The sequence below is a fragment of the Microcoleus sp. D3_18a_C4 genome (genome assembly GCF_036702415.1).
Taxonomy (GTDB): domain Bacteria; phylum Cyanobacteriota; class Cyanobacteriia; order Cyanobacteriales; family Microcoleaceae; genus Microcoleus.
Genome location: NZ_JAUBTI010000007.1, coordinates 132,299 through 150,987 on the forward strand (window position 1 = coordinate 132,299; position 18,689 = coordinate 150,987).

Here is an 18,689-nt window from a genome sequence, read left to right on the forward strand (position 1 = left end):
CTAGGGACAGAATTAACTGTAATTTTTCCCCAATGTTTATCAACTATTATTTGACAGAAAGCAATTTGGTCCGGGGCCCCCGGATTCATCCGTGGATATTTGAAAAAATCTCCGCATCCCGATCGCAAGTCCCGAACTCATCCGTGGGAGCAATCTCAAATATCAAATCTCCAATTTCCCATTTCAAATCGCATGACGTGCGATCGCTAATCCTAAATTAGTTTCTTTGCCTACTCCGCACTATTTGCGCTATGTTATGTATAGTATGGTTGCGTAATTTCTGATAATATCAGAAAACAATAATTTGTAATTTTTCCCGCCAATATACGCAGATAAACCAGCATATAAACTTGATACTATCTGCGTACATTAGCCTGCATCTGCGGTTGTATTATGCTTTATTCCCCGTAGTGGCCGCCGACAACCTTACCCCGAAACACAACATAATTGTAGATGTTGTAAAAAATCATAATCGGGATCAGAATGCCCATAAACACAATCATAAATACCAGGGCGCTGGGCGAAGCGGCGGCTTGGTAAATCGTGATTTGCGAGGGAATAATGTACGGAAAAACAATCAATCCCAAGCCGATGAAAGTCAGCAAAAAAATCAGAATCGTCCAGATAAACGGCGTTCGTTCTTCCTTGCTTGCGAGACTTTTCAGCAGCAGTCCCACCAACAGCACTCCCAACAAAGGAATCGTGGCAAAGACATAAACTAGCGGTTTCTCGAACAACCTGGATCTAGCACTTTCGTAAAAAATCGGAGTGGCAATTGTAATTAAAATCGCTCCGATTAAAGTTGTCACCGCCGCAATTTTAGCCGTGCGATAGTGATTTGTTTGCAGTTCGCCCTCCGTTTTCATAATTAGATAGGTTGAACCGATCAAAACATAGCCTTGAATCAGCGTCAAAGCAACCAAGATCGATCGCCAATCCAGCCAATCCCAAGTAGTCCCCACAAAGTGACCGGCTTCATCAACCGCAATGCCTTCGAGCACCGCACCTAGGGCAAATCCTTGAGCTAAAGCTGCTAAAAAACTGCCAGCACCAAAGGCATAATTCCAGAATAATTTGCGATTAGAATGCTCGCGAAATTCAAAGGCTACAGCCCGAAATATCAAACCAAAAAGCATCATGCAAATCGGTATGTACAGCGCTGTCAAAATCGTGCCGTAAGCGAGAGGAAATGCGCCAAATAAAGCGCCTCCCATTAAAACCAGCCACGTTTCGTTCGCGTCCCAAACGTTGCCTAAACTCGTCATTAAAATGCCCCGGCGTTCCTCGTCGGAAGCAGTCAGAGAGAGGATGCCTACTCCTAAGTCAAAACCGTCTAGCATGACATATAGCAGGAGAAACAAAGCCAAAACTACAAACCAAACTTGTGGGAGAAAATGCTCCAAAGCTTGCATAAAATCTCCTATTGTTGTGCTTCTAAGGGACGTTGATCGGGAATGTGTTCTGCGGGTTGACTTTCGATTGCAGGTTCATTGTCTAAACCTGGCACAGGCAGACTTAAATTAGGGCCTTTGCGGATAATTCGGCTGCCAAAATACAAGGCACAAACAAACAAAAAGCTGTAAACAACGGCAAAGAAACTGAGAGAAGTTAAAACATTGCTGGCGGGGATGTTTGACACCGCGTCAGCAGTGCGAATTTGCCCGTATAAAGCCCACGGTTGTCTGCCGACACAGCGCACAATCCAACCCGATTCTACAGCAATATATCCCAGGGGAGCAGCTAATACCCAAGCGCGCATCAGCCAAGGTTGACTGCTAATATTTTCAGCAGAAAGTTTGCCTCGCAGCCACTGAATTATACTGAACAGCATCAGTCCTAAAAAGAAGAATCCAATCCCGGACATGATACGAAAACAATAGTAGATTAAACCCACCATCCGGGGTCTATCTTCTGGCTTCCATTCCTTCAATCCGAGTACGGGTTCGGAGAGTTTTTGTTTGAATTCCAGAACGTATCCTAAGCCATTGGGAATGCTAATTTCCCAGTCATTTTTTTGGGCTTTTTCATTAGGCAAAGCTAGCAAAGTCCAATCTGCTGACTCTCCCGCTGGTGAAGTTTCCCACTTAGCTTCGATTGCTGCTAATTTAGTGGGTTGATAGTGATAAACTTGTTCGGCGCTCAAATGTCCGATGTATATCTGCAAGGGTGCAACGGCGATGGCTGTCGCTATGGCAATTTTTAAAGACTTGGAAAAAAAGGCTTGGTTGCGCTTATTGAGAATGTACCAAGCGCTAATTCCGCCAATGACAAACAGCGAAGTTTCTAACGTCGCAAAAAACATATGGAGAATGCTGTTTAATGCGAACGGGTTCATAATTGCTTGAAAGTAATCGCTGACAATAAACTTGCCATTGACCATTTCTCCGCCTGCAGGAGTTTGCAGCCAAGAGTTAGCGACTAAAATCCAGACTGTGGATAGGTTTGCGCCGAAGGCTACCATGATTGTAGCGAAATAATGGACGATCGGGTTAACGCGCTCCCAACCAAACAGCATAATGCCTAAAAAGCCGGCTTCTAGCATAAATGCCATTGAAGCTTCAAAGCCTAAAATGCTGCCAAAAAAGTCACCTACTGCTTCGGAAAATGGTGCCCAATTCGTGCCAAACTGAAATTCCATCGGAATTCCTGAAGCTACTCCAATACCGAAGTTGAGGACGTAGAGTTTAGACCAAAAACGAGCGTGATGGTAGTAGTCGGGATTGCGAGTTTTCAGCCACATTCCTTCAACAATTACCAGATAAATTCCCATTCCCGTAGTCAGAACTGGCCACAGCATATGGAATATGGCGGTTAGCGCAAATTGCATCCGTGATAGCGCCACGGTGTTAGATAAGATATCCATCGTTATTTCCTTTGCTCAGTTCAAAAGAGGTTAGCTTGCACAAATTCCATAATGGACACTGGTTATAATGTAGTGTAAAAATTTGTGACATTTTGTAGAGTGGGGAATTTTTAAGGTTTTATACAGATTTCGGTTGTATTTTTTTTGTATGTTAAAATAGGTAGATTCTGCTTTGTCGTTGGGTGGGGGCGGGTTTATGAGATTGTGGGTTTTAGGCATTTATTGGCAGGTTTACCCGCCCCTACAAGATTTATGTTCGGTGAGGGAAATATTATCTTAGCGAACCGTGACTGTATAAGTCAGTTTAAAGGGTTTAAAATTAGCTTTATTTTTGGCTGTTCCGCTCAATTCAAGTTCGTAAATCCCCCCCTTGGGGAACACGATGTCTGCTCCTGGTATTCCTTGATATTTTTCCGCAGAGATGGCTTTTAAAGGCGGCTGCATCAGGGGTTTATCTCCTTCTTTGCGCTCTTTCGGATAAACCGCTAATTTGCAATTGCACTGCTCTAGTGGGATAATTTGACCGCCCCTGCGAGTTAGGGCAAACCACACTCTCGCAGGCTGTCCGGCGCGGGGGTTGTGGTTGGGTTCTAGGTGAAAGGTAGCGGCTACATCTGCGGATACTTCGACTTCGTGCGCCCAAACAGAAATTGAGTTTAACTGCGGCGCACTCGGAATTGCTGCTTCAATTAGCAATCCTAAAAAAACTAACAATCCTAAATTTTTACTTTTGTTTGACAGGCGAAACATAGAACTTCTCCAGTGATAAAATTGACCAAAATAAACGCGATCGCACAAACATAACTAACACCACAACCACCGCTAACACCGCTGTCAGCAGTTGATTGTGCAACTTCCATTCAAAACCGCCGAGATAGTGGGAACCGATGAGTGCCGCGTGTACAGCGCACAGCAAGAAAGCTGGAACGCTTAACAGGTGAAGCATTCGCCACAGTTGGCCTAAATAATTTTGAATGCGATCGCAACTTGTAACCGCCGCCGGCAACATCAACAGCAGCGCCGTCATCCCAGCCGCCATTCCCAACTGATGCTGTGGCAACATGAAGGACACAGCATCCAAATTCCATTTCAGCGTATGATCCAGCATATGAAACGTGTGGGCGACTGCGAGGACAAACGCGCCCACACCCAAGGCGCGGCGGTAGCGCAGCATTTGCGGCAAAAACTTGCTCACCGGACGCGCCAACAGTGCTAGCATCAAGCACAGCAGCGCTGCGTGGCCAGTAAAATCAACCATTTCATCGGTTCGCAGCAAGGTAAGAATCCCGATCGCCACAGTCACCCAACCACCCGCACGAAACAGTTGACTGCGCTTGTCCGCGCTCAATCTGCCAGCAAAAAAACCCACTCCCAGCATAGTTGGCAATGTGCCCAGTCCAAAAGCCAGCATCGTCGCCGCACCCAAAACCGGGTTTCCGGTTTCCGCCGCCTTAATCTGCGCCGCGTAGAGGAAACCGCAGGGAATCAAACCCCAAAGCAAACCCAAAGCAACCGGCACCCACCAGTTTTTTTGCGCCGAAAGCTTGCTCATTGCTTGTCCGACTCGATCGTGCGACATTGGGTGCAGCAGTGGCAATCCCGGCAGCAAACCCGGTTTAATTTGCACTACTCCGAACCAAATCAGCATCGTGCCCGTCAGAAGTGCGATCGCCCGCCGCAATTCGCTACCCGTACCTGCCAAAAGTCCGCCAGCAATTAACACCGAACCCAGCCCGCCAATTGCAGCACCAACCAAAGCGTAAGCAGCAATTCTTCCCAAATTCAGCAGCAGGTGAAAGCGGAAAGCAGCTAATTTATCGTTGCCGGAATTAGAAAGAGAAAACGCCATTGTCAGCGGGCCGCACATCCCCGCGCAGTGACCGAAACTGCCGAGAAATCCCAAAGCGCTAATTAGCAGCAGGTCTAGCATTTTGAGTCAGTAGTCAGCAGTCATTAGTTATTAGTTTTTTTACTGCTGATTGATAATTTATTAGTGTTGATTATCATAAATGCAGCCTATCAATTTTGTCAAAAGATTGTCGGTCAATCGATTTTCGATTTTCGATTTTCGATTTTCGATTGACTTGCGCGAGATAAATGCTCTTTCTTGAGGATTTTAGATTTTAGATTTGGGATTGATTCCACGGATAAATCACGTGGCGGGTACCACCTTTGAAATTCGTGGTCAAATTTATCTCCATCAGAGGGGCGGGTTTATTTATCCCCTGAGTTAGTTACAACTATTTCTCGTGAACCCAGCCCCTACAGACTAATGACTAATGACTAATGACTAATGACTAATAACTACTTTTGTGCTGGACGCGCGGCAGCCGGCGAAGCTGCACCCATTTGATTTATAGCAGCAATTAGCTGATAAAGCCGCCCTAAATCCCGCTGGTTGAAATGCAAAGTCAGGCGCGGCAGATCGAAAGTTGCATCTCCTATTTCCGGTGGCAAAGCTTGACTTTTTTCAATTTTTCCGGTGACAACAATATCGCTAAAATCAGTATTTAGCAGATCGACATTCTCCTCAGAAAGCTCTGTTTTCAAGCGAATTACCAGTTTTTCGCGCACGTAGCGGCAGGAGTGATAAACCAGATAAAAACTACCGATCGCCTCGCAAGCGACATTTACATCGTCAGTAATCGTATACAGGCTGCGATCGTCGGCTGAAATCAAACCCCGGCCCCGCAATTGTTTTTGCACAAAATAATTCCAATCATGCCAATAATCTCCTCCCGGTCGATCGATCAATACCAAAGGAGCCGGCCCGAACTTGCCAGTTTGAGTCAAAGTCAGACACTCAAAAGCCTCGTCCAGAGTGCCGAAACCGCCCGGAAACAGAGCTAAAGCATCGCTCTCCCGGAGAAAAAATAACTTGCGAGTGAAAAAATATTTAAAATTGAGCAATTTGGGATCGCCGGCAATGAAAGGATTAGAACTCTGCTCGAAAGGTAACTGAATGTTCAGCCCAAAAGAACGTTCAGCAGTCGCCCCCTCGTTCCCCGCCTGCATAATTCCCCCGCCGCCGCCAGTAATCACCATAAACCCCTGCTGGGCCATCGCCCGCGCAAAGTCTCTGGCCATCAAATATTCCGCTGATTGCGGTGACACCCTTGCCGAACCAAAAATCACAATTTTGCGAACGTGGCGGTAAGGATAAAACATCTCAAAAGCGCTCTCCATATCTCGGAGCGACGCCGCAATAATCTTCAAGTCTAGCCGATCGAGATCCTCTCTGGCCATTTGCACTATAGTAGAGAGCGATCGTTCGATCCACTCAGAGTGCTTCAACATTGGCAAGCGATCGAGCAAATCCATCACTTCAGCTTGGAGGGACTCAAAACCTTGACCAGACCCAGAACGAATCATGAATTTTTCCGAAACGATAACAAATTGTCGCTAATAAAAATTAAGGGGCAAGCCCAAGTTAGAAGCCAATAGCCACCAGCAAATTGCCCTGCTGGCCACTAATAACTTTTCCCGTAGCTTTGCCCCGGTTCTGAAGGGAGTTAGCTTTCGCGGCCCAAAAAGAACAGCGCGAAACCGCTCGCAGTTCAGTTAAATGTACTTTTCCAGAGTGTTGGCCAGAGTAGTTTTCGGAACGGCCCCAACCACCATATCCACACGTTGACCGCCCTTAAATATCATCAGCGTCGGAATGCTGCGGATACCGTATTGGCTGGCCACGTTAGGATTCTCGTCGGTATTAACTTTTACTACCTTGACCTGCCCTTCATATTGCTGGGCAATTTCGTCTACGACGGGCGCCACCATCCGACAGGGCCCGCACCAGGGAGCCCAAAAATCCACTAGAACTGGAACTTCGCTATCGAGCACTTCCTGCTTAAAGGTAGAGTCGGTTACTTGCGCGGCTGCTGACATCCCTAGCCATCCTTGTAAATACTATTTCTCGGATAACAAGTTTAGCAAAAAGTGTAACCACTTGCGTCAACGATTTTAACAGAATGGTTCAGAAGGAAGAAGGAAGACGGTAGAAGGAAGAAGGCACAAGGTTTCTGAAGGAACAAGGCACTTATGTTTCCGAAGGCACTTATGTTTCCGAAGGCAGAATGCACTTATGTAGAAGAAAAATTCTCGCCATCCCAGACTCTCCCACTCTCCCACTCTCCCTAGGGCTGTTTCATTCTCTTGTAGGGGCAGCAAAGAGTGGCTGCCCCCATGTCGCTCTTGTAGGGGCTGCCCCCATGTCGCAAACGCCTGCGATCATCGTCTGTGGGAGGGGTAGGCACGGGGGCACTACCCCTACAAAAGCCTGATTTTCGTGAGAATGAAACCGCCGTGCCCTCTTCCCCTCTCCGGAGCTAAAAGCCTCAATTCTGTATCTAGTAAGCAAGAGCCAAGATTTCCGGCAAAAAAGGAACCGCCCGAACAGTAGTCCGGGCGGAGTGTGGTGTGAGGAGTGAACGGAAACATGCGTCTCCGCTTCTTCTATTGTGACATCTCCTTCTCGATAATTCCACAATATTCTGTAAATTTCGAGACTGTGGAACAAATTTTGTCAAGGTATGCTGGTATTCGATCGGTAAATCTACTTACCCATGCCCAACTGCTGAGCTTTTTGATAGACTTTACCCTCAGTCAGCAGAGAAGGAGCAATGACCACTTCCACTTGCTGCATCTCCTTAAGATCCTTAGCGCCCAAGGTGCCCATGCTAGTTTTCAGAGCTCCGAGCAAGTTGTGCGTACCGTCATCTAGGAGGGCGGGCCCGCGCAAAATTTGCTCCACAGTACCCGTAGTCCCCACGCGAATCCGAGTGCCGCGCGGCAAAACCGGGCTGGGAGTCGCCATCCCCCAGTGAAAGCCCCGGCCGGGAGCTTCGGCGGCCCTGGCAAAGGGCGAACCAATCATCACTCCATCGGCACCACAGGCAATGCACTTGCAGATATCGCCGCCGGTAATTAAACCGCCGTCAGCAATCACCGACACGTATTTGCCAGTTTCGCGATAGTAGTCGTCCCGCGCGGCGGCGCAGTCTGCTACCGCTGTGGCTTGGGGAACCCCGACACCCAATACGCCCCTAGATGTGCAAGCAGCCCCCGGCCCAATGCCCACGAGAATGCCCGCAGCGCCAGTTTTCATTAAATTCAGGGCGACTTCGTAGGTGACGCAGTTGCCCAAAATTACTGGTATCGGCATCTCTTGACAGAATTGAGTTAAGTCTAGAGGCGCGATCGACTCAGGGGAAAGGAAAGCTGTCGAGACTACTGTTGCTTGCACAAAAAATATATCGGCTCCCGATTCAGCAACTGTTGAACCGTATTTGCTCGCAGCGGCCGGTGTACCGCTGACGGCGGCAATCCCTCCTCCAGCTTTAATTTCTTTAATTCTCAGGTCAATTAATTCTGGCTTGATGGGTTCGGCATAGAGTTCCTGCATCAGGGAAACAAATTCGTGGTTCCCCACACTCGCGATGCGCTCTAATATTGGCTGGGGGTCGGCATAGCGGGTTTGAATTCCTTCTAGGTTGAGCACCCCCATTGCTCCCAATTCCGACAGCAAAATCGCCATGCGGACATCGACTACTCCGTCCATTGCGCTGGCGATAATCGGGATTTCTCGATCGATCCCGCCAATCTGCCACTTGGTATCTGCCAAACTCGGATCGAGGGTGCGCTGTCCTGGTACGAGCGCGATTTCATCTATGCCGTAAGCTCGGCGAGCACTTTTGCCCCGCCCAATTTCAATATTCACGCTGTTTCACTTCCACAATGTATTTAAATTAGAGTAACAAAATCGTAGCCTGTCGGCAGGTAGCGATCGCGCAAATGAGTTTAACTACCAGCCGGGAAGTCCCGGACGTATATTTAGAGGGGATTAATCTGAGCGCTGCGCGAACTACCCCGTTGGGAATTACGCCCGCGTGATGAAAGGCTCGTCGGGTTTCGGTACCGAAACCGACAATTATTCTTTTATACCCCAAGATGCTCGGGAAATACTCTGATACTATATTAGCAAGTGGGGGTGGAACTACCTCACTATAAAAAGCCTGAGAAAAAAAAGGAAAAAGAAGCCTGCGGTCTAACTGTACTCAGTTGACCGTCAGGTTTGTTCACGTTGGTGAATGATGATACAGCAGATTGCAGGTTTATGAAATACACCTGGGATCGCTCCCCGTAGGGAAACGGCCCAGGGCATTGGTGACAACTTAAGCTGTCAGTCCGCCAAGTCCGCTAGTGGGCCCGCCAGTCCTTAGCGGTAATGAATTCCACGGGGCTTATAGCTAAAGTCCTCGCTATGAGGACTAATGAGTTTAAAATTTTTCTTCTCAGTCCTCATAGCGAGGACGTTCGCTTTGAGGCAGGGAATTCATTCCCTGCCGGACTATTGGTTGTATGTTAAGTTGACACGAGTGGGCATGGTGCCGTGTCCCTACTGCACTTCATAAACCCGGTTTCTGGGTCAGATTGCGTAAGCGCCGTTTATCCTATTTGATAACACGCCGTTGGTTCTGTTCCATCATTGACTTTAATGCCGACTGTTTTAAGTCTGTAAGATCGCGGATGGTAATTGAGCAACCGTCTCCCAATTTAACAGCAGTGAAATAATAGCATTTGCCAAGGTAATCACTTTCTAGATGAACCTCTCCTTCAAGCGATTCTCCAGTCTCAACAACTTCTACTAATAAATCAAACACTCCAGGACTCAATTGATTAAGCAGTTTTTTCAGCACTGGTTCGCTCGCGAAATCTGTTCGTTTTTTCCCTAAGAGTCTGGCAAAGACAGGGTTAACTACCAAGCAGCGAAAATCTTCAATTTCTCCAGCGATATCTCCCCTCACCGCCTCCACCGCAGCTATGCCATCCAGAGATGAGTTTAGCAAATTTGCCAGCAGGCTGCGAGATTGGTAGGCAATTTCTGCGGTTTGCTGGTGTCGCTCAATTGCTTCTTTAAGCTGGCGTTTTTGGTTCTGAATAGTGACCTGAGTTTCGAGGCGAACTACCACTTCTTCCAACTGAAAAGGTTTAGAGATGTAGTCAGACCCCCCTACCTTAAAAGCTTTAAGTTTATCAAAAACTTGGTCAAGTGCGCTTAAGAAAATAATCGGAATTTCTGAGGTGTTTTCATCGGATTTGAGGGCTTGGCAGACTTGATAGCCGTTCATGTCTGGCATTTTAATATCCAGCAATACAACATCGGGGGGATAATGGCGAACAGTCCTCAAGGCCATCGCACCATTGGTGACGCAGCGAACTTTATACCCCTCCTTAGTGAGAATTCTTGTGAGAAAACGCAGATTCTCTGGGAGATCATCCACAATTAAAATGTTGCCTTTGTAAGTTTCTAATTCATTGAGGTCACTTTCTCCTACCGAAGCCATCGTCATAGGTTCCCCTTCGAGTTTGGCCTCGGCGAGATCAGTTTGGGTGCTTTGCTTCTCTAGCAGAGAGCGGAAGTTATTCTTAGTAACTTTTTCCCCCATTACGTCTGAAATGCGCTGCCACAGGATGGAAGATAAATCTTTGATATGTCCTACACTGAGGTACAAGCTGTCAGCAACAGCACTATAAGTTGCGTTTTTCCAAGCAGCTTTTAAGATTTCCTGATCGAGCAAACTTAACGGTTTACTGGTTGGGGACTCTAAGGCTGATTCGAGAAATTCTAGGGCTTCTTCAAAAGTCATATACAAATCAATCTCATCGGGTAAGGTTTTTCAGTTTTGCACCCTAATTTTGAGTTATACACCGTAGTAAGTCGGTGGAGAAATTCCTAATAGCTATTATGACAGACTTATTGACACTTACGCTCCGGGACGATCGCCCCCGATCCTGATTCCACCTTGTCGAAACCCGAACAAGGGGATGGCCGCCGCCTAATTATGTGTGAGGGCGATCGGCTTAAACCCTTGTCAGCACAAGGCTTTTAAGTTGCTTGTCACCCCGTCAGCTATTTGAGTTTGTTCGCTTAAATTTTTGCCCACCTCTTTCTTCACCAGTCTTGGAGGCACTCCCACCAAAGAAACCGGGTTTTTTACCTTGGGTGCGGGCTGCAACCTCTGTATTTTCCTAAAAAAACACAGGTGATGGGCCCCCATGCGTAAGCCCTTTTCACATAACGCTCCAAATGATCCGACTTTTCCGACTTTACGATCCGACTTTTCCGACTTGCTTTATGCCGATCGCGCAAACATACTATTGAATAGCATCCACCAAAAGACAGAGAACAGTACCAGTCATGCTGTGATCTGCTCTATCTAAAGATAGTAAAACCAGGGCGTCCGACTTTTCCGACTTTACGATCGGACTTTTCCGACTGACAGGGGCGGGGGAGGGGAGCCAGGATACAGACATGGAAAGGATGCAGCCTCAAAAAAAGAGTAACTGAATCCAATCTTTATCCGCATAAATACTCAGACCACACTGAGCTAGATGTTTGCGGGATTGGGGTGCAACGAAAAAAGCAACAGAGGAATGTTCCTTCACCTTTATCTTTCACCACTTTTAAAATCATGTCAAATTCTCAATCCGTTATTGCAACAGACATTCGGACTTGTCCAGAAGATATAGAGAAAGCATTTTGGCAGCTATGGCAGCAGAACCGAGATTATCTTTACCGTTGCTGTCTCAGGTGGATGGGGGGGAATCCTACTGATGCTGAAGAGGTGCTCAGTCGCGCCATGCTCAAAGCTTTGGATAAATTGCCAGACTATGCCGAAAAAATCACCAATCTCCGAGCTTGGATCACCCGCTTAACCCATAATCTAGCTATAGATATACACCGAGAACGTCGCCGGAAAGCAATGCAGATGGAGGATATTGAAGAAGTAGCTGCTACAGGAAATTCAGCATTTATTTCTGGTTTGAACTCTCCTGAAGAGGCACTTCTACATCATGAGTTGGGACAGTACATTCGCCGCGCTATTGATACTCTTCCTTCTCGATTACGCAATCCGTTTATCCTGCGTTACTGCCACCAGATTGCCTATCAAGATATTGCCCAACAACTTGCTCTCTCGCTCAATAACGTTTACAAGCGCATCCAACAGGCACGAGATATTCTGCAAAAGCGTTTGAGCAGGTATGTTTCAGGGTTGGATGATGCTTTGTTAGATTCCTCCGAGTCGTCTAAAAAGGGGGACGTTGCCTCGATCGCAGATGAATTTACTGTAGGGGTAGTGCCCCCGTGCCTACCGCGTCAAGATTCTGGGGCAACTACGAGTGGGGCGATTCCCTACGGGATAGCTTCGCCGCGCGCGGGGGGATTGCCCCTACAATCCGATGAAACGATCGCATCCGACTCGATCGCCCCCATCCCTCAAAACATTGGCGAGACAATTAATTATCAGGTAACAGCAATATGTCTAGAAACACTACACTCCGGGTGGTATCCCTCACTCAGTCCTCTGGGGTGGAGTTGAATGCTTACCTGGTTGCAGACTCCAAGCCAACCCGACAAGAGCAGAAGCTGAAAACATTATCAGTAACCCGTGATTTTGAAATTCCTCAAAGACGACTATCCCACACCAGCCTAACTCTACCGATATCAGCAAGAATACGAAATCACTAGCAGTCTCAACATAGTTCGACGGGCATTAGCTAGCAACGGACAAATTATTCTCAACAATTTGAATTTCCTCTGCTGTCAATTCGTACAACTGATAAACCAGTTGATCTATTTCTTTTTCTAATTCTGTGGTGTCTGCTTTTGGTTCGGATTTTTTGGCGGTAAGGATTTGTTCGACTATTGATTCAATTCGTATTACAAGTTTTTCATTGTCAAATTTAACGGGTAAATTCTTTAAGATTGTTGGTTTAATTTGTGCCAATGTTCTATTCACTTCCATAGATAACAATCTATAGAAATAAGTTAATAATTTTGAGTTCAAAACTCCAACAATCAATTTATTGGAATATCTCCCATTACTCGCCATTACATACAATCCATCTGTCGGAAATATTTGATTAAAATCTAATCCCACAATTATTCGGTCTCCAGTAATTACACCAATAATCTTTTCTTGTTTAAGGAAAATATCTTTATTTCTTGGTCGATGCAAAGACCAGAAAGGATGTTTACCTTCCTCAACCTCTTGACAAGTTATCTGATCCTTAAACGTTTGTAGATAGCTGACAATATTAGGAATAGATTGATAATCGTCTGTTTTTTGTGTATAAATGATTTTTTTCCCCACATCTTGAACTAGATATTTTTTGAGATCTCGACCACCTGTAATCGTAGAAAAAATAAAATCTTTTTCTAATAAACATTTTTGAATAATTTGATCGTCAACAATAAAAGCATCTTTAAAATCAGGACTGATGCCTCTTTGAATCTCATCATGATCTACTAACTCAATCAATCTGGTATGTTTATATTTATTAATTATTTGATAGCCACTAATGTTTTTTGTAGGAATAGCTTTATTGGGAATATCCTCGAAAAAAGATGTATTGATTTCTGTTAGTAAAATATTAGATAGCTTGTCAGATTTGCCAACAAAATATTCGCCAATCAAAGAAATATTACTAATGTTAGATGTGAGGAGTATGATGCAAGAAGGTCTTGAGACATCTTCAAAAACTGTATCTCCTAAATTCAAAGCTATCTCTAATTGAGATTTATTGAATATTTTTTCCCGCAACTTTTCATTGTCAATTTGATATAAAATCACATCAGGAATAATTTGACAGACAAGACCGAATTTTGATTTAATGGAAAATGTTAAATTAATAAAAAACATAAAAGAATCTACCATCCTAACAACAATGTCAGAATTCATAGCTTTTATATGTTTTAGCTGATTAGGATCTATATTTGCCCCCCAAGGCGGATTCCCAATCACCACATCAAAACCCACAAAATCACCATCATTATTCAGCACTTCAGGAAACTCAAACCGCCATTCAAAGGCATTTTCGTAAATTTTGCCACTTTCTATTTCCTCAATTTCAACTTCTAACTTATCAATCTCATTACTTAACTTATTGATTTTCTTTTCCCGTGCCTTTTTATCCGTCGTTGATTCCTGAAATAACAACATTTGATTCTCTAAATTATAACGCTCACCCTCAATATTTCTCAATTTAGTCTTTTTCGGATCAATTCCTTGAAGTGTTGTGCGAAAATTTCCCTTAATAGATGAGATTATGCCTTCCATTTCCCGCTTCTGCTCTTTACTCTCAGCATTGCGGTAAGTTTGCACAGCATTTTTGTAACTATCAATATCACATTTACCCTTCCTTAAAGCTTGTCGCAAATCAACATCCAACGCAAAACGACTAATTAAAGAATTACCACATTTGATATTGATATCAATATTCGGCAAAGTTTCTAATTCAGTGGATCGATCGGGTTTGTAATACGCATTTTTCAAAAGTTCAATCCATAAACGTAACCGACAGATTTTGACGGAATTTGGGTTGATGTCCACACCAAATAAACAGTTTTCAATAATTGTTTGCTTTTCGTGAAATAGCGTTTCCTGTATGCGTTGGCTTTCCTGACTTTTTGGATTATATTCAAATAATTTTCCATCCTCATCGGTGACAATCAACTCATCATTTACAACTTCTACTTGATGATCTCTTAAAGTTTTCCCTTGTCTGTCAATCAAGATTTTTAGTTCACTTTTAATCGCAATAATTTCATTGAGTGCTGAAACTAAGAAGTGTCCAGAACCTACGGCTGGATCGCAAATTCTCAGACTGTTGATAATCTGGTTAGCTGCTTTTTTGTTGGTAATTTTGTCGTACAACTCATCGACAGTTTGGCATTCCCAGCTATTAGTTTGATTGAATTTGTGTAAAACTGCCCTGCGAATAGTTTCGCGGCACATATACATCGTAATGAAGCCTGGGGTAAAGAAAGAGCCATCTTTATAACCATTGATTTTCTCAAAAATTAACCCCAGCACAGAAGCATTAATCAGCCGTTTATTGTCTTCCTGAATTTCTGATGAACCTTCGCTGCTGAAATCGTAAGCATTCAGAAATTCAAAGAAATATTCCAAGCCATTAAGTTCGCCTGTGCGCTTTTTCCCGTTGCTATCTTTCAAGATGCTAGATGAGAAAATCGGCAGATTTTCATCCCGGAGATTGCTAATAGAAATAGTTCGGTGTTCGAGTTCGCTTAGCTCAAATAATGAACTGTTTAAATAAGGAACTTTGGCGAAAATATTTTGGAGACTACTATTTCTTTCCTGTGGTTTGCGTGCCAAAACGCTAAAAAAAAGGTTATTTAAATCGTCATAATTCTTTACTTTGCTTAAATGCAAAAATATAAAGGATTTATCGGTTTTGTGATATTTTATCAACTGCGCTTCTAATAATTTCAGGAACAAGATACGATTTACCCAAGTGATTGCTAATTCTAAGCCAACATTAAATAGTCTGTCTTGGTCAGTATCACCAAACTGTTCGGGTTTTTCGAGTCGAGATATTTTGTCTAAACTATCAAGTTGCTCCATCGCATTTTCAATCAGTGAACCAATATTGCGATCGGTTTTTTTCCGCCCGATCAGTTTTTTGCCCCCTGCTTTGGTTTCCGTCAAACCGATGATGTGCAGTAACTCGCTGTAAAATGTTTTATCGAGGCTGTTGTGATCGTTCGCAAAGGGTAATTTCAATAAATGCTCTGGTGAAAGCAGCTTAAATAGTGAAATTAGTTGATTGTCATCTTGCTTTTCGGCATTCCTTAAAAATTGTTCGTATTCTCGAATATCGAAATGGGTAAAAGTAATCTCGTCTTTGATTGCTTCAATAGCAGGCTCGGCAATTTGTTTATAGAAAAATTCAGTTGTTTTTCCTGTTAGTCTTCCTGCTTCAAAATCGGTAAATAGCTTTACCAGTTCTTGATCCTGAGCAAATGTTTTTTCAAAAGTGCCAGCATCAAAGATGAACCATTCGTAAACATTGGTTGCAACTAAGTATTTGATTTCAAGATTTTTCCCCGAAATGCGATCGCGCAAAAAATAAAGTACCAATTCCTGAAAGGCTTTGCTATTCAGATTGTCAACCTTCACCATCTCTCCTTGGTTGGTTGGCTTTTTAGCTTCCAGAATTACACCAACGGTGTTTTTGGCATTTTTTCCGTTATGAATAACTAGGTCATTACGCCCTTTTGTGTTGATGAAATAATTGCCTTCATAATAAGTTTCACGCAAAAACTGTATCACGAGATTTTTATGAAATTCCTCCGATTCTGCTTCGTTGATGTGGCTGAGCAATACACTCAGATTGTGTTTGAATTTTGCAAAATTATCTCGATTTACTTTAACTTTCAGAAATGCTTTATTTAATGCTTTTATCGGCAGTATTTTATTTTTGTTCATGTGTTTTAAGTTTTAATTTATCTATAAAAATTTAATTTAACTATAAAAATGGAAGTAGATAAAACTCAAAAGCTTTCTATATAGGATTCGCCAAGTCGCTTTGCTTATTGTTGCCACTCAGCTTCGGGTTGTCGTTCCCTTCGACCCTTCGACCCAACGACTACGCTCAGGGCGACGATTCGCTGACTGAACCGGGTAGTCGAAGGGTAAGTCGAAGAGTCGAAGGGAGCAATGACCAAGGTACGTTAACAGCCTTGGCGGTTGCTATCAGTGAAGACCAAGGAGAAAACAGATACAATCAAGTAAAGCACAAAAATAAAATTTGTAAATATGAAACTAAAACGATTGGGACACGTAGCCGTCTGCGTGCAAGACATAGAGAAGTCTGCTGAATTCTACCGCAACTTGGGTATGGAGTTAGTCTGGAAAGATCCAGACTGGGCTTATTTGAAAGCAGGAGAGGACGGATTGGCGCTGTTGAGTCCGAGTTACGACCAAGCAGGGCCGCATTTTGGGTTTGTATTTGACGATCGTACCGAAATGGAATCCGCCTACGAACAACTCAAAGCCGAGGGTGTTTCCGTCACCCACATCCACGAACACCGCGACGGTACTGCATCCTTCTACGGCAGAGATCCAGACGGTAACGGCTTCGAGTACCTTTACGAACCGGCCTGACGATTCTAGGGCTTACGAATCAAAACCCAAGAAACCGGGTTTTTAGGGGTTTCTGCGAGTTGTAACGCCTCTTCTCGACAAAAACCCGGTTTCTGACCACGTGCGCGAACTAAATTAAGTAAGCGCACAGAAAAAAATAAAATACCCAGATACCCGGTTGGGCGTTGCTTCTTCCGTTCCCGGAACCTCGCTACAACTCCCCGAATAATCTGAGGTACTCAAACCGATGCTTCTAAAGTAAGGTGCAGACTCTGAATCCGAAATATATCCACAACTTCCGAAAATCGGCTCGATAATCTAAAATCTAAAATCTAAAATCTAAAATCCTCATGTTGCAGAGAATACAAGTCAGAAACCGCTGGAAATCAATCTTCAAACCCTGGGAAGAAGCAGACCCTTGGCTGTTTGGCGCTTGCATCGCCCTCACCATCTTCGGGGGAATCATGATCCACAGCGTGGAAATTAATCAGGGACTCATCAACTGGTGGCGGCACTGGGTAACTGGGGCCGTTGGTTTGTTCCTCGCCATCATCATTTCCCGCTGTCGTTACCAAATACTGATTGAGTGGAAATGGCCGATTTACATATTAATCAATTTGTCCCTGATCGCAGTGCGTTTTATCGGTACTACAGGACTCGGCGCCCAGCGGTGGATCAACATCGGCGGCTTTTACCTGCAACCGTCAGAATTTGCCAAAGTAGGCATGATTGTCACTTTAGCAGCTCTCCTGCACGACAAGACTGTTCCCACGGTGGGTAATATGTTGAGGATGCTGGCGATTATGGCTGTACCCTGGGGATTGATCTTTGCCGAACCAAATTTAGGTACTTCCTTAGTCTTCGGCGCGATCACAATTGGGATGTTTTACTGGGGTAATGTAAATCCCGGCTGGCTAATATTGCTATTCTCTCCTCTAATTTCAGTTCTCTTCAATAACCTGTCTACACCGATTTGGATAGCCTGGGTAGTTGTTGCGGGTATTATCGCTTGGCGAACCCTGCCTTGGCCGTGGTTGGGGACTTTCGGTGCTGTGTTGGTGAACGTTGTTTCTGGACACCTCGGACATATTTTTTGGAATGTACTCAAGGATTATCAAAAAATGCGCCTGACAGGGTTTTTAAACCCCGAGAAAGACCCTTTAGGCAGCGGATATCACTTGATTCAATCTCGGATTGCTATTGGGGCGGGGGAACTGAAAGGCAGGGGTTTGTTTCACGGAACGCAAACTCAGCTTAACTTTATTCCCGAACAGCATACGGACTTTATCTTTTCAGCTATTGGCGAAGAATTGGGGTTTATTGGCTGCATTTGCGTGCTGTTGGTGTTCTGGATAATGTGTTTCCGGTTGGTGACGATCGCTCAAACTGCTAACGATAATTTTGGTTCTTTGCTGGCGATCGGCGTACTGTCAATGTTGATTTTTCAGGTGTTCGTAAATATTGGAATGAACATTGGCTTGGCTCCGGTTACGGGCATTCCGCTGCCTTTCCTAAGTTACGGGAATGCGTCGCTGCTGAGTAATTTTCTCGGCCTGGGACTGGTGGAGGCTGTAGCAAGCCAGCGACAGCGCAAGAAGCGTTGGAATTAGGTAATTGGTAATGGGTTCTGGGAATGCGATCGCCCTTTTGATTTCTTTCGAGAGATTCTGCGGGCGATCGTATTTTTTGTCGATCGACCAAGGCGCATCTAAATTTTACGCTTCCTGAGCCGAGCCTTGATGACTGCCAAGTTTGATAAAATTCTTGTGGGGTGCCCGCGAGAACCCGCCCCCAAATAAAATTTAGCTAGTCAGACGGGAATCCCTCGCGCGATACCGCTTCGGTTGGTGTGGGATGAAAGGCGCGTGAGACTCCTG

The 18,689-nt window shown here is 44.7% G+C and carries 12 protein-coding genes; 3 read left to right on the plus strand and 9 right to left on the minus strand.

Annotated elements, in window-relative coordinates; all coding sequences use genetic code 11:
• Nucleotides 1-398: 398 nt before the first annotated feature.
• The 8 genes from cydB to QUB16_RS06095 form a co-directional block, all read right to left on the minus strand.
• The gene (cydB, locus tag QUB16_RS06060) at nucleotides 399-1,412 is read right to left on the minus strand and encodes a cytochrome d ubiquinol oxidase subunit II (RefSeq protein WP_333314840.1); all 1,014 of its coding nucleotides are present in this window, start codon (nucleotides 1,410-1,412) and stop codon (nucleotides 399-401) included.
• Between the two features lie 8 nt (nucleotides 1,413-1,420).
• Nucleotides 1,421-2,863 carry a cytochrome ubiquinol oxidase subunit I gene (locus QUB16_RS06065; RefSeq protein ID WP_333314842.1) on the minus strand — a complete coding sequence of 481 codons (1,443 nt, stop codon included), beginning with the start codon at nucleotides 2,861-2,863 and terminating at the stop codon, nucleotides 1,421-1,423.
• Between the two features lie 276 nt (nucleotides 2,864-3,139).
• Nucleotides 3,140-3,613: a hypothetical protein gene (locus QUB16_RS06070; protein ID WP_333153379.1), complete on the minus strand. Its 474-nt coding sequence runs from the start codon at nucleotides 3,611-3,613 to the stop codon at nucleotides 3,140-3,142.
• Complete coding sequence (locus tag QUB16_RS06075; protein WP_333153378.1) at nucleotides 3,588-4,793, minus strand: urease accessory protein UreH domain-containing protein; 1,206 nt, start codon at nucleotides 4,791-4,793, stop codon at nucleotides 3,588-3,590. The genes QUB16_RS06070 and QUB16_RS06075 overlap by 26 nt, the downstream gene beginning before the upstream one ends.
• A 374-nt stretch (nucleotides 4,794-5,167) precedes the next feature.
• Nucleotides 5,168-6,235 (minus strand): LOG family protein, encoded by a 1,068-nt coding sequence (locus tag QUB16_RS06080; protein ID WP_333314844.1) that lies wholly within the window; start codon nucleotides 6,233-6,235, stop codon nucleotides 5,168-5,170.
• Nucleotides 6,236-6,424: 189 nt separating this feature from the next.
• Nucleotides 6,425-6,748, minus strand: coding sequence for a thioredoxin (trxA, locus tag QUB16_RS06085; RefSeq protein WP_006631199.1), 324 nt, complete (start codon nucleotides 6,746-6,748; stop codon nucleotides 6,425-6,427).
• A 667-nt stretch (nucleotides 6,749-7,415) separates the two neighbouring features.
• Complete coding sequence (locus tag QUB16_RS06090; RefSeq protein ID WP_333314846.1) at nucleotides 7,416-8,579, minus strand: GuaB3 family IMP dehydrogenase-related protein; 1,164 nt, start codon at nucleotides 8,577-8,579, stop codon at nucleotides 7,416-7,418.
• Nucleotides 8,580-9,312: 733 nt separating this feature from the next.
• Nucleotides 9,313-10,509, minus strand: coding sequence for a response regulator (locus QUB16_RS06095; protein ID WP_333314848.1), 1,197 nt, complete (start codon nucleotides 10,507-10,509; stop codon nucleotides 9,313-9,315).
• A gap of 825 nt (nucleotides 10,510-11,334) precedes the next feature.
• Here QUB16_RS06095 and QUB16_RS06100 point away from each other — a divergent pair.
• Entirely contained in the window at nucleotides 11,335-12,243 is a 909-nt protein-coding gene (locus QUB16_RS06100) for a sigma-70 family RNA polymerase sigma factor (RefSeq protein WP_333314849.1), read from the plus strand.
• A 174-nt stretch (nucleotides 12,244-12,417) separates the two neighbouring features.
• Here the strand turns inward: QUB16_RS06100 and QUB16_RS06105 are convergent, their stop codons facing one another.
• The gene (locus QUB16_RS06105) at nucleotides 12,418-16,155 is read right to left on the minus strand and encodes a DUF7149 domain-containing protein (protein WP_333314851.1); all 3,738 of its coding nucleotides are present in this window, start codon (nucleotides 16,153-16,155) and stop codon (nucleotides 12,418-12,420) included.
• Between the two features lie 330 nt (nucleotides 16,156-16,485).
• On the opposite strand from QUB16_RS06105, the gene QUB16_RS06110 reads away from it, so the two are divergent.
• Nucleotides 16,486-16,833 (plus strand): VOC family protein, encoded by a 348-nt coding sequence (locus tag QUB16_RS06110; protein WP_333314853.1) that lies wholly within the window; start codon nucleotides 16,486-16,488, stop codon nucleotides 16,831-16,833.
• Between the two features lie 329 nt (nucleotides 16,834-17,162).
• Nucleotides 17,163-18,422: a rod shape-determining protein RodA gene (gene rodA, locus QUB16_RS06115; RefSeq protein WP_333314855.1), complete on the plus strand. Its 1,260-nt coding sequence runs from the start codon at nucleotides 17,163-17,165 to the stop codon at nucleotides 18,420-18,422.
• Nucleotides 18,423-18,689 lie beyond the last annotated feature (267 nt).

Coding starts and splice junctions, on each gene's coding strand:
- cydB (WP_333314840.1), bottom strand. CDS start 1,412: ATGCAAGCTTTGGAGCATTTTCTCCCACAAGTTTGGTTTGTAGTTTTG.
- QUB16_RS06065 (WP_333314842.1), bottom strand. CDS start 2,863: ATGGATATCTTATCTAACACCGTGGCGCTATCACGGATGCAATTTGCG.
- QUB16_RS06070 (WP_333153379.1), bottom strand. CDS start 3,613: ATGTTTCGCCTGTCAAACAAAAGTAAAAATTTAGGATTGTTAGTTTTT.
- QUB16_RS06075 (WP_333153378.1), bottom strand. CDS start 4,793: ATGCTAGACCTGCTGCTAATTAGCGCTTTGGGATTTCTCGGCAGTTTC.
- QUB16_RS06080 (WP_333314844.1), bottom strand. CDS start 6,235: ATGATTCGTTCTGGGTCTGGTCAAGGTTTTGAGTCCCTCCAAGCTGAA.
- trxA (WP_006631199.1), bottom strand. CDS start 6,748: ATGTCAGCAGCCGCGCAAGTAACCGACTCTACCTTTAAGCAGGAAGTG.
- QUB16_RS06095 (WP_333314848.1), bottom strand. CDS start 10,509: ATGACTTTTGAAGAAGCCCTAGAATTTCTCGAATCAGCCTTAGAGTCC.
- QUB16_RS06100 (WP_333314849.1), top strand. CDS start 11,335: ATGTCAAATTCTCAATCCGTTATTGCAACAGACATTCGGACTTGTCCA.
- QUB16_RS06105 (WP_333314851.1), bottom strand. CDS start 16,155: ATGAACAAAAATAAAATACTGCCGATAAAAGCATTAAATAAAGCATTT.
- QUB16_RS06110 (WP_333314853.1), top strand. CDS start 16,486: ATGAAACTAAAACGATTGGGACACGTAGCCGTCTGCGTGCAAGACATA.
- rodA (WP_333314855.1), top strand. CDS start 17,163: ATGTTGCAGAGAATACAAGTCAGAAACCGCTGGAAATCAATCTTCAAA.